Source organism: uncultured Mediterranea sp. (assembly GCF_902493215.1).
Taxonomy (GTDB): domain Bacteria; phylum Bacteroidota; class Bacteroidia; order Bacteroidales; family Bacteroidaceae; genus Bacteroides.
In genome coordinates this window covers 185287-197592 of record NZ_CABUOL010000002.1, presented here as the reverse complement: position 1 = coordinate 197592, position 12306 = coordinate 185287, and the positions used below count along the sequence as shown (strand labels likewise).

At 49.2% G+C, this 12306-nt stretch carries 12 protein-coding genes; 1 reads left to right on the top strand and 11 read right to left on the bottom strand.

All coding sequences use genetic code 11. The annotated features are described in order from the left end of the window. Window positions 1–273: 273 nt before the first annotated feature. The 5 genes from RDO88_RS02120 to RDO88_RS02100 all read right to left on the bottom strand — a co-directional run bounded on the left by RDO88_RS02120 (window position 274) and on the right by RDO88_RS02100 (window position 5604). Entirely contained in the window at window positions 274–1890 is a 1617-nt protein-coding gene (locus tag RDO88_RS02120; RefSeq protein WP_307757784.1) for a DUF3352 domain-containing protein, read from the bottom strand. Window positions 1891–1961: 71 nt separating this feature from the next. Next, window positions 1962–2729, bottom strand: a complete 768-nt coding sequence (locus RDO88_RS02115; RefSeq protein ID WP_307757783.1) for an MBL fold metallo-hydrolase — start codon at window positions 2727–2729, stop codon at window positions 1962–1964. A gap of 31 nt (window positions 2730–2760) precedes the next feature. Next, window positions 2761–3762 (bottom strand): UDP-N-acetylmuramate dehydrogenase, encoded by a 1002-nt coding sequence (gene murB / locus RDO88_RS02110; RefSeq protein ID WP_307757782.1) that lies wholly within the window; start codon window positions 3760–3762, stop codon window positions 2761–2763. Window positions 3763–3768: 6 nt separating this feature from the next. Next, the gene (locus tag RDO88_RS02105; protein ID WP_307757781.1) at window positions 3769–4626 is read right to left on the bottom strand and encodes a DUF4348 domain-containing protein; all 858 of its coding nucleotides are present in this window, start codon (window positions 4624–4626) and stop codon (window positions 3769–3771) included. Window positions 4627–4647: 21 nt separating this feature from the next. Continuing rightward, window positions 4648–5604: an NAD-dependent epimerase/dehydratase family protein gene (locus tag RDO88_RS02100; RefSeq protein WP_307757780.1), complete on the bottom strand. Its 957-nt coding sequence runs from the start codon at window positions 5602–5604 to the stop codon at window positions 4648–4650. 161 nt (window positions 5605–5765) lie between these two features. On the opposite strand from RDO88_RS02100, the gene kbl reads away from it, so the two are divergent. Continuing rightward, window positions 5766–6953 (top strand): glycine C-acetyltransferase, encoded by a 1188-nt coding sequence (kbl, locus tag RDO88_RS02095; RefSeq protein ID WP_307757779.1) that lies wholly within the window; start codon window positions 5766–5768, stop codon window positions 6951–6953. 100 nt (window positions 6954–7053) lie between these two features. Here kbl and RDO88_RS02090 read toward each other — a convergent pair whose 3' ends face one another. From RDO88_RS02090 to hisF, 6 genes are all read right to left on the bottom strand, one after another. Continuing rightward, complete coding sequence (locus RDO88_RS02090) at window positions 7054–7536, bottom strand: ferritin-like domain-containing protein (protein WP_307757778.1); 483 nt, start codon at window positions 7534–7536, stop codon at window positions 7054–7056. Between the two features lie 104 nt (window positions 7537–7640). Next, a complete protein-coding gene (gene lysA, locus RDO88_RS02085; protein WP_307757777.1) occupies window positions 7641–8801 on the bottom strand; it encodes a diaminopimelate decarboxylase in 1161 nt (386 codons plus the stop codon). 19 nt (window positions 8802–8820) lie between these two features. After that, a complete protein-coding gene (locus RDO88_RS02080; RefSeq protein WP_307757776.1) occupies window positions 8821–10140 on the bottom strand; it encodes an aspartate kinase in 1320 nt (439 codons plus the stop codon). 42 nt (window positions 10141–10182) lie between these two features. Then, window positions 10183–10860: an ATP-binding cassette domain-containing protein gene (locus RDO88_RS02075; RefSeq protein WP_307757775.1), complete on the bottom strand. Its 678-nt coding sequence runs from the start codon at window positions 10858–10860 to the stop codon at window positions 10183–10185. A gap of 4 nt (window positions 10861–10864) precedes the next feature. Continuing rightward, complete coding sequence (gene hisIE / locus RDO88_RS02070) at window positions 10865–11482, bottom strand: bifunctional phosphoribosyl-AMP cyclohydrolase/phosphoribosyl-ATP diphosphatase HisIE (RefSeq protein ID WP_307757774.1); 618 nt, start codon at window positions 11480–11482, stop codon at window positions 10865–10867. Between the two features lie 67 nt (window positions 11483–11549). Further along, on the bottom strand, window positions 11550–12305 hold the full coding sequence (gene hisF / locus RDO88_RS02065; RefSeq protein WP_307757773.1) for an imidazole glycerol phosphate synthase subunit HisF: 756 nt from the start codon (window positions 12303–12305) through the stop codon (window positions 11550–11552). Window position 12306: the final 1 nt, after the last annotated feature.

Sequence of the window (12306 nt, the reverse complement as noted above, 5' to 3'; positions counted from 1 at the left end):
ATTAAATCCCATCATCACAATGGGAATTTATCTCCTATATAATATAACATGCACAACACAGGGAACAGATAGCCTAAAGTATAGCATTGAATCCCCTTACCCCATACGTATTCTTCATCTTGCGTGCTCAGATGTATATCTTGGCACGTCAGATACACATCTTAGCCCGTCAGATGTATATCTGAGCACGCAAGATGAAGAATTCAGGCGGAGTAAAGCAATGCAATAGCCGGACTGTATCTGACAATCCGACGCACCAAGCCTGTTCATTTCCTACAGTTGGGATACCGCGTCTTTCAGACGATAAAGAAGCACTACGTTGGGAGCCACCGCTCCATCGACCCTGCAAAGCTGAACGGCCAGCTGGAAACGGCTGAAGAAGCCGGCATGTTCTTCAAAGAAAGACGGAAGCAATCCGGACGGCAAAGAGGGACAAAGAGCCATGGTCTCCAAATCGGCCATCAGGACGTAATCATAGAGAGGTGCCAATTGTTCCACCATCGTCTCGTACAGGGGAGAGGTTTCCAGCGTGTCGCCCTGCTCCAACGCTTTGACGTAGGCAACCAAAGCCGGCTCCTCGGACGACAGCAAAAGACGACCGGCGTAGAAGGTAGCGTACGTATATGGCCGAACCTCCCCGCTGACTGCCAGAACAGAAGCCAACGTACCTGAGGGCAAACGGTACAGACGCATCCCCCTCACACCCGTCCCGGCGGAAAAACTCTTATAGAAAGGATACTGCCCCTGCGAAATGTCATACAGAAGTCGGTGCAAGTCCCGCTGGGCTGTGGAAGGTTCCTTCAACGAAACGCTCAGCACTTCCAGCCCTTTCCGCTCCAACGAATCGCCCGACAGAAACAGACACGAAAGGGCTTTTCCACAGGCATGTTCGGACAGATAGGCTGCCAGCGAACGGTCGAAAGACGGTCCGTCGGCCGACAACAGCGAATCGGTCGACATGGATTGCAGGAAACACGGCCAGTCCCCGCCAGAGGCCGGAAGCGAACTGCACCGGTACAGCAAAGTCGTACGGGGCAGCTCTGCCAACGGAAAACCTTCCTGAGGAGAGCATCCGGCAAAAGCATATCGGCAGGTATCGGCCGGCGAGATGCCGTAGGCAGTGCCGGCACAATAGATTCCTTCCTCGGCCAGCTTCAGATCGAACTCCAGCCACACCGAAGAATCCGGCCGAACGTCCTGCCGGGCATCCTGCCAACGCATGAACAAGACGGCCTTACGGGCTTCCCGCTTGTCCTGAAGTGCCGGCCGGAAGGTTGCGAGACGGGCCAATGACTTCTTGTCTTTCCACGCATCGATAACCTGCTCCACCAACCGTTTCTGGAAACTTATCACCAGAAAATCGCGCTTCATCCACAACGAAAGGAAACGCCCGTCGGACAAAGGATAGATAACGATATCCTGCCCGCGATAAGTGAATGTCTTCGAGGGAAAACCGGAGGCACCATAACGCTTTATGTAATCTTCCAGCATCTTGCAATCATCAAGCCCCAATTTGCAATAGAGGACCTGGTCGTTCTTGAGGTCAGAAGGATGGAAGCTGATGAGCATTTCGTTCATCTTGGCACTCAAGCCATGAGGTTCCTTCTCCATCAGCAGTTGCAGATAACGCTTCACACAAGAGAAAAGTTCGGAAGCATAAAGATAATGATTGTCGCGGCTACACTCCATCTGGCTGATGTTTTCCAGCAAACCAGTCAGTTTATCCGTTGCAAAAACGGCTTCCACTTCTTGTGGAACCAGGGAGTAAAGGTCAAAATCGCGCCGCTCGTCCACCATGTTGAGCCGGACGAAAGAATATACACCAAAACCCATGCACAGCAAAATGATGCACACGGTTACACTGATTCGTATCGAATGTTTTGGTTTCATGGCTCACCGGCTTGTTAGGTTTTGCAAAAATAAACATTTTTGCTAACAAAACAAAACCTGAGCCAAAAAGTTTAAAAAAATATTTCAAGACCGTCGTAAGCGAGATGCATGCGGGGAGGCAACTGGCTACAAAGCCCGGCATGCAAACCGGCATGATGGCTCATGTGTATAAAGTAGGTTTCACGGGCACCAATGCGGGTGGCGGCTTCGATAGCCTGCGATATAGATTGGTGTGTGCCATGCGGCTCTACACGCAGTGCATTCATGACCAGGACATCAATCCCCTTCAACAGTTCATAAGAGGCATCGGGCATCGTCAACATATCGGTGACATACCCCAAACGGCGGCCAATGCGATACCCCAAAATGGGCAGACGTCCATGCATCACCTGAAATGGCCATATTTCGGTCTGTCTGATGAAAAAAGGTTCACCGGCCTTCACCTCGTTCAGAAAAATGCGGGGAACGCCGGGATATTTGTTCTCCACAAAACAATAGGGCATACGCGTACACAAATGTTCGGCCGTATACCTGTCTGAGAAAACAGGAACCTCGCCAAAACGGCAAAACGGACGCAAATCGTCCAAACCTCCCACATGGTCATAATGTTCATGGGTAACCAGTACACCATCGATGGCGCCAAACCAGGAAGAACGTATCATCTGTTCCCTGAAGTCGGGACCGCAATCGATCAGGACTGTCGTTCCGTCATCCGTATGCAGCAAGGCCGAAGCACGAAGTCTGTTGTCGCGCGGATCATTTGATGTACATACCGGACAGGTACATCCCACTTCGGGCACTCCGGTAGATGTTCCACTTCCCAAAATCCTCAGTTTCACAATTGCATGTATCTTTATAGGTTGTCTGTAATCAAATAAAATTCACTTCCGGACGGATGGTGATACCAAACTTGTCGGACACTGATTTCTGCACGGCGTCGGACAAAGCCAGAATATCCGAACCGTCGGCCCCGCCCAGATTGACCAGTACCAGGGCCTGCTTGTCATGTACACCTGCCCGTCCCAACGAACGGCCTTTCCATCCGGCCCGCTCAATGAGCCATCCGGCAGGCACCTTGACATGGTCGGCATCAACCGGATAACAAGGCATATCGGCAAACTGCGTACACAGGTCTTCGTATTGCTTCCGCGGAATGATAGGATTCATGAAGAAACTTCCGGCATTGCCCAATATTGCCGGATCGGGAAGTTTGCTGCGACGGATATCCATGACGGCACGGCGTACAGCCGCCAAAGTAACCTCACCGCCACGCTCCACTTCCTGACGGAGATTACCGTAATCGAGTCTGAAAAAGGGATGTTTGCTCAAACGGAAATTGACATACAGGATAAAGACAGACTTCATGGACGGAGACTTGAAGATGCTGTTCCGATAAGCATAGCTGCACTCGGATGCATGGTACGTCCGCCTGACTCCAGATACATCCATCGTCTCAACCGAATCTATCAAATCGCATACCTCGGCACCGTATGCACCGATGTTCTGTACTGCAGCAGCCCCTACCTCACCCGGTATGAGCGACAGGTTTTCGGCTCCATACCAGCCCTGGTCCACACAATGCTGCACAAAGTCATCCCACAACACACCGCTGCCGACACGCACTTCCACCCAATTCCGGTTTTCATAAGTCACTTCCATACCGCGAATGGCAGAATGCAGAAAAGTACGGTCGTAACGTTTTTGAGTAAAAAGAAGGTTGCTTCCACCTCCTATACAGAAATAGGGACGCAAGGCAAACACGCCCTCATCAATCCATTGCCTGAGGTCGTTTTCCGAACGATACTCCAGGAATTCCGCAGCCTCGGCCTCTATCCCGAACGTGTTGTGCGACAACAATGAATAATTCTTCATAACCTACTAAATGCCTGTATCTTCGTATTTGTAAAGTTCCCATTCACCGCCTTTTTTACGGAAATAGAAGACAGTAGAATAGCCGTTGCTCATGCCGTTTACCTTCAGAATTTTGGTTGAAGAATGCGCATCATTCTTCTGTCCATAATCTATGTTGGAAAGCCGGTCGGAAGGCAAAGTGGGACGGAAGGCAAACCACTGGTCAATGTCCAGCGTTGTCTCCCAGATAGCAAACTCATCATCGGGATCTACCGTAACAAACTTCAAGGGATGATGGATATGCTCGCGCTGGTATACACTGTCGACGGCAAAACGGGCATAGAAAGATGCAAAATCCTGCGCATCTTCTTCCTCATCTTCAAGCTTACGCAGATTGACAGCTTCGAGCATCCACACGCCTTTGGTACGCTCAAAATAATACCGCTTCAGGGTTCTCGTCTTCAGATAGATCCACTCCACACGAACTGAATTCAGAGCCGTATCCCCCACCAGCTCCATATCGTCCTCCTTATCGAAGAGCACGGTATAACAGGTCTGATCAGCAAAAAGAGGATCATGCTTCCAATACTTCTTTTCTATTTTCAGAGGTGTATCAGCCTTGTAATAGGGCAAAGGGAAAACTGTACGCTGCCTCTGGAACAACGTATCGGTAGCAAAATAAAAAATAAAATCATCGAATAGCTCGTCCGCTTCCATCGGCTTGGGAACTTCTTCTACCGGCTCCACAGCCAACGTATCAGTCTGACCGGCCTTAACCGAATCGACCATCGCGGTTATTGAACTGAAAGAGTCGATGTTCGACTTCGGGTTCTTACAAGAGAACAGGCAGACGAACATCGACAGTCCCAATATTATTTTTCTCATATTCTGACAGACCGTTCACGATCACTTGTTAAACTTGACACGCAGTTTTTCGAGCATGTCCACAGTCATAGCCTCCAAATCATACTGGGGCTTCCAATCCCATTCTGCACGGGCACAGCTGTCGTCCATACAGTCGGGCCAGCTGTCGGCAATACTCTGCTTCAGCGGATCGACGTTGTATTCCATTTCAAAATCGGGAACATGCATCTTGATAGCCGCATAAATGGTTTCGGGTGCAAAACTCATGGAAGCGATATTGAAAGCATTGCGGTGTTTCAGACGGGACGGATCGGCCTCCATCAGTGAAATGGCTGCATTCAGCGCGTCGGGCATATACATCATGTCCATCAATGTGCCTTCCTTGATGGGGCATACAAACTTTTCACCCTTAACAGCTGAATAATAGATATCTACCGCATAGTCTGTCGTTCCACCTCCCGGAGGGGTTACATTCGAAATGATACCGGGGAAACGGACTGCGCGGGTATCCACTCCATACTTCGTATGATAATAGTCACTCAGAAGTTCGGTAGTCACCTTGCTGACACCATACATGGTACGAGGACGTTGAATGGTATCCTGAGGAGTCATCACATGGGGCGTCTCCAGACCAAACGAACCGATAGAGCTCGGTGTAAACACAGCACAATGATGTTCGCGTGCCACTTCCAGAACATTCCACAAACCGTCAATACCAATCTTCCAGGCCAACCGTGGTTTGCTTTCGGCCACTACAGAAAGCAATGCAGCCAAATTGTAGATGGTATCAATGTTGTATGCCTTCACAGCTGCCTCAATGGCATTATAGTCCGTAACATCGACTACCGCACTGGGACCGCTTTCCTTCAATTCACCTTTCGGTTCGGCACCTGTGATATAACCTGCCACTACATGTTCGTTGCCATAACGCTTGCGCAACTCCATCGTAAGCTCCGAACCAATCTGTCCGGTAGCTCCAATTACCAAGATATTTTTCATTTCGAACAAAATATAAAGTTAGAATGTGACTTTTTTAAAAGCATGCAAATATACGCACTTTTTTTTCTAAAATCTATCATTCTGATATTGTTTATTTCAATAAAAATGATGTTCTTTGCAGACCGTGTAACTATTTGTAGAAATCTCTAAAAAAAAATGCTATGTATGGTAAAATGAAAGAGCATCTCAGCCAGACACTTGCTGAGATTAAAGATGCCGGACTTTACAAAGAAGAGCGCCTGATTGAAAGCGCGCAACAAGCCTCCATCAGTGTAAAAGGCAAAGAAGTGCTGAACTTCTGCGCCAACAATTATCTGGGCCTGTCCAACCATCCCCGACTCATCGAAGCCGCACAAAAGATGATGGACCGCCGTGGTTACGGTATGTCGTCCGTCCGCTTTATCTGTGGTACGCAAGACATCCATAAAGAACTGGAAGCCGCCATTTCAGACTACTTCCACACGGAGGACACGATTCTTTACGCAGCCTGTTTCGATGCAAACGGCGGTGTGTTTGAACCTCTGTTCACCGAAGAAGATGCCATTATCTCCGATTCACTGAACCACGCCTCCATCATCGATGGTGTACGTCTGTGCAAGGCCAAACGTTACCGTTACGCCAACGCCGACATGGCCGACCTGGAAAAATGTCTGCAAGAGGCTCAGGCACAGCGTTTCCGTATCATCGTAACAGACGGTGTATTCTCGATGGACGGCAATGTGGCCCCGATGGACAAGATCTGTGACCTGGCCGAAAAATACGATGCGCTGGTCATGGTAGACGAATCGCACTCTGCCGGAGTTGTAGGTGCCACCGGACATGGTGTCAGCGAACTGTACAACACCTACGGACGTGTAGACATCTATACCGGAACATTGGGTAAAGCTTTTGGTGGTGCCATGGGTGGATTTACGACAGGACGTAAGGAAATCATCGACCTGCTCCGCCAGCGCAGCCGTCCTTACCTCTTCTCCAATTCTGTAGCTCCGGCTGTAGTCGGTGCCAGCATCGAAGTTTTCAAGATGCTGAAGGAAAGCAATGCACTGCACGACAAGCTGGTAGAGAATGTAAACTATTTCCGCGACCAAATGACAGCTGCCGGTTTCGACATCAAACCGACACAAAGTGCCATCTGCGCAGTTATGCTCTATGATGCCAAGTTGTCCCAGGTCTATGCAGCACGCATGCAGGAAGAAGGTATCTATGTCACCGGATTCTATTATCCGGTTGTACCGAAAGGCCAGGCACGTATCCGCGTTCAGATTTCGGCCGGTCATGAGAAGGCCCATCTGGACAAGTGTATCGCTGCCTTCATCAAAGTAGGCAAAGAACTGGGAGTTTTGAAATAAATTCCTTTTGTCCCTAAAAAATCAGCCCGAAGCATGACTGTCACTCGTCACCTTCGGGCTGATTTCATTTATTCTACAGACTAAGAAAATAGTCCGTTTTTCACTGGCGTTCACCCAGCTTGGAATCTACAAAATACAAATTGGAGTTTCCGGCTCTTTTTATCATCTCAACAATGCTCGATGCAGTGGCTTCCTCTTCCACCTGCTCACGTACAAAGCCCCACAAGAAGTCTTGAGTTGCCTTATCCTTTTCTGCAGAAGCGACATCCACCAGTTCATCAATCATCTTTGATACACGACATTCATGGTTGTACACCTGCTCAAATACCTCAAGAGGAGTACCAAAATCATTGGGAACGACGTCTATCTTGTCCACTTTGGCTGTTCCACCACGCTTGATGACATAAGAAGCCATTTCAAAAGCATGCTCATGCTCTTCAAAAGACTGTTTCTTCAACCAATTGGCCATACCGTTATATCCTTCTTTCTCCATAAAGAAAGACATTGCCAAATAAAGATTAGCAGACCACATCTCAGCAGTGATCTGGTCATTAATAGCATTTTGTAATCTTTCAGAAATCATATTCGTCTGTCTTTAAAATTGAAATCATTACAAATATAACAACTTACATCGGGCATTGTTCAAATATAACATATTTTAATTCTCACTTGGAGGAAGAGACCGCATCAAACGAACTCATCCGAGAGATAGCCCTTGGGTAACTCGCGACAATTATAATGAGATGCCATAATTTCACCATAAGCACCGGCAGAGCGGATAGCCAGGAAATCACCCCGCTTCACTTCATTCAGATCGACGGCCTTCCCAAAGACATCCGACGACTCGCAGATGGGACCTACCACGTCATAAGTCTGCAGAGGAGCTTCCGATGAGATGTTTTCAATTTTATGGTAAGCCTGATACAGGGCCGGACGAATCAGATCGGTCATACCCGCGTCAAGAATGGCAAACTGCTTGTTGGTACCCTGCTTGACATAAAGCACCCGTGAAATGAGTGAGCCACACTGCCCCACGACCGAACGCCCCAGTTCGAAATGCAACGTCTGATAGGAACGCAACTTCAGGTGATCGGCGTATGTCTTGAAATAAGCAGCAAAATCGGGAACAGACTGCCGGTTGGGATGCTGATAATCAATACCCAATCCTCCTCCCACATTGATATGGAAAACCTGGATACGATGAGCCTCCAGCTTGTCAAGAAGTTCATTAACCCGGTTGCACAAGGCAACAAAGTCTCCCATATCCAATATTTGGGACCCGATATGGAAATGCAGGCCGACAAACTCCACATTTTTCATTGCAGAGGCAGCCTCAATCACGTTTTCCATATCTTCCATACTGATACCGAACTTGTTCTCCGCCAATCCCGTTGTAATATTGGCATGTGTATGCGCGCCTACATTCGGATTGATACGGAAAGCCACACGGGCCACCTTGCCCTTGGCGGCAGCCAGCGCATTGATAACCTCCAATTCGGGTACGGATTCAACATTGAAACAGAAAATATTATAGTCCAGTCCCAATTCGATTTCCCAATCGGCCTTACCTACACCGGCATACACAATCTTACCGGCAGGGAAACCGGCCTTGACAGCCGCCTGTATTTCGCCGCCACTCACACAATCGGCTCCCAATCCGCTCTCACGGACAATGGTCAGCACCTTGGGATTGGCATTGGCTTTCACAGCATAGTGGACCACAAAATTCTCATACCGTGCCACCTCGGCACGAATGCAATTCAGCGTATTGCGCAACACCTCCGTATCATAATAATAGAAAGGGGTGCGCACTGCGCTGAATTTATCCAGAGGAAAATGTCCTTTCATACAGTACTACAATCCTCTTTTAGTTTTCACCAAACAAAGCGGCACTCAGTGACTGTAATGCACGTTTCTTATCCTCTTCACGAATCAGGAAAGAGATGTTGTAGTTACTTCCACCAAACGAAATCATACGTACAGGAATATCACGCATAGCGTCGAGAGCCTTGGCTTCGAAGCCCACATTCTCCCACTCCAGGTCGCCTACCACACAGATAATACACATGTTGCGGTCTACGGTAACCGTACCATACTTTTTCAGGTCGTCGAGTATCTCGTTCAGATGCTTCACATTGTCGATAGAAACCGACACACCTACCTCTGACGTACAAATCATGTCGATGGAGGTCTGATAGCTTTCGAAGATCTCGAACACTTTGCGCAAGAAGCCATACGCCAGCAACATGCGGCTCGACTTGATTTTGATGGCCGTGATATTGTCCTTGGCAGCCACAGCTTTGATTTTACCCTTCTCCGTGTCATTGGAAATCAACGTGCCGGGAGCCGAAGGATCCATCGTATTCAGCAAGCGGACGGGAATGTTGGCATATTTGGCCGGTTGGATGCAGGTAGGATGCAAGATTTTCGCACCGAAGTAAGCCAACTCGGCAGCCTCTTCAAACTGCAACTGACGAACGGGGGAAGTCTTGTCCACGATACGGGGATCGTTGTTGTGCATACCGTCGATATCGGTCCAGATCTGGATTTCGTCAGCATTGATGGCAGCTCCTACCAGAGAAGCCGTATAGTCACTGCCACCGCGCTGGAGGTTGTCAATCTCACCATAAGCATTGCGGCAGATAAATCCCTGTGTAATATAGATATCGGCTTCGGGATAAAGTTCCAGCTGTGCCTGCAACTTTTCACGGATGTAGACAGGATCGGGTTCGGCATTCTTGTCCGTACGCATATATTCCAAAGCCGGAAGCAGTACCGACTTCACGCCACATTCCTGAAGATAGTAGTTCATCATGCCCGTCGAAATCAGCTCACCCTGGGCCAACACCACTTTCTCTTCGAACAAGGTAAAAAGATCTTTGGTATACGAACGGATGTAGTCGAAATGCGACTTCACCAGTTCCAGACATTTCTGTTTGTATTCGTCGGTAGAATAAAGTTCGTCAATATGACGACGATACTTGCTTTCCAGCTGGTTGATGATCTCATTTGCTCCTTCCGGATTCTTCTTGTACAGATAGTCCGAAATTTCAACCAGTGTGTTCGTAGTACCCGACATGGCAGACAGCACTACAATCTTGCGTTCACCATCGGTAATCAATTTGGCCACTTCCTTCATCCGCTGAGCCGAACCTACCGAAGTTCCTCCAAACTTTAATACTTTCATCTTTTTCTTTACTTATTTAATGATTATACTATTATATTATTTTCATTCTGCTACCTGCTGACAGAGCCGATGCGCTTCACACCGATAGACCTTGCCCGGAAACTCACGGAGCAGCTGGAGGTTATGGGTCGTCATCACGACCAGCGATCCCTGCTCGCTGATCTGATGCAACAGCGTTGTGATGGCCCGTCCAGTCTCCACATCCAGATTGCCGGTCGGTTCATCGGCCAGAATGATTTGCGGCGAGTTCAATACGGCCCGCGCTATCACAATACGCTGCTGCTCGCCTCCCGACAATTCATTGGGCAGCTTGTATCCCTTATTACTCATACCGACCAGCTGCAGGACTTCTTCGATACGGTCTTTCCGCTCGCCCCGATGTTTCCAGCCGGTAGCCTGAAGTACAAAATCCAGGTTGTCGTAAACAGGACGGTCGGTCAACAGCTGGAAATCCTGAAAGATAATTCCCAACTTGCGGCGCAACTGGGGAATATGTTTGCGCTTGATGCGGTTCATATTGTACCCCAACACCTCCGCGCTGCCCGAAGCAATCTCCAGTTCGCCATAGAATGTCTTTAACAGGCTTGTTTTGCCCGAACCCACCTTTCCTACCAGGAAAACAAATTCCCCCGAAGAAAGTTCCAGGTTGACATTCTCCAGCACTCCCAGTTCCTGCTGGCGGATCTCCACATCCTTATATCTGATCAACGGACCATCCATACCATCAATGCTTTTTCCAACCGGCCCCGTGCCTTTCTTTCAATTCCCTGGCAATGTCTTCGATACTATAGCCTTTTGAAGTCAGCAAAACTATCAGATGATACAACAAATCGGCACTTTCGTAAATCAGCCGGTCATCCGTTCCGTTGCAGGCTTCTATTACGGTCTCTACAGCTTCCTCGCCCACCTTCTGAGCCATCTTGTTGACTCCCGAGCGGAAAAGGCTGGTCGTATAAGAACCCTCGGGCATCTCGCGGTGACGCACATTGATAAAATCCTGCAATTCCTTCAGGAACATCACAGGCTGTTCGTTCTTCTCGCCCCAACAGGTATCCGTACCCGTGTGGCACACAGGGCCTGCCGGATGTACCTGAATGAGCAGCGTATCGTGGTCGCAATCCGCCTTGACAGATACCACGTTCAGGAAATTTCCGCTCTCCTCCCCTTTGGTCCACAAGCGGTTACGGGTGCGGCTGAAGAAAGTCACCTTGCCGGTTTCCATCGTCTTGTCATAGGCTTCACGGTTCATGAAACCCAGCATCAGCACTTTGGCCGTATCGGCATCCTGTATGATGGCCGGCACCAGCCCGCCCATCTTCTCGAAATCTATATTTACTTCCATATTGTCCATGAAATGCAACAACTATCTATCGTTTTCAAACGTTCTTTAAACAAGGTTCAAATACTCTTTAAATTCTCATCGGTACACCTTGGGCGCAAAGATACGATTTTAAATCGGGAATTTTGATTTCTCCGAAATGAAAAACACTGGCAGCCAGTGCCGCATCCGCTTTTCCAAGGACAAAGGCATCCCGAAAATGCTCCATCTGCCCCGCACCGCCCGAAGCGATGACCGGGATGGACAGTCCGTCGGACAGGGCTGCCAATGCCTCGTTGGCATAACCCGTCTTCACGCCATCGTGGTCCATACTGGTAAACAGCACCTCGCCCGCTCCCCTCTCCTGTGCTTCTCTGGCCCAGGAGAAGAGTTCCCTGTCGGTCTCCACCCGGCCTCCATTCAGGTAGCATCGCCAGCCGGCAGGTGTCTGGCAGGCATCGACGGCCAGCACACATACCTGGGAACCGAAGTGCCCGGCTATCTCGTCAATCAGCTCCGGGCGGCGTATGGCAGCCGAATTGACAGAAACCTTGTCGGCCCCCGCCTCGAGCAGACGGGCCACATCGCCCAGTTCATGAATGCCTCCGCCTACCGTAAAAGGAATGCTGATGTTCTCGGCAATGCGCCCCACCAGCTCGACAAACGTCTTCCGTCCCTCAAAACTAGCCGTGATGTCAAGAAACACCAGTTCGTCCGCCCCCTGTTCGCTGTAGGCGCGCGCCAGTTCGACCGGATCGCCCGCATGACGCAGATTCACAAAATTGGTACCTTTCACCGTCTGCCCGTCCTTGATGTCCAGGCAGGGTATTATTCTTTTGGCTAACACA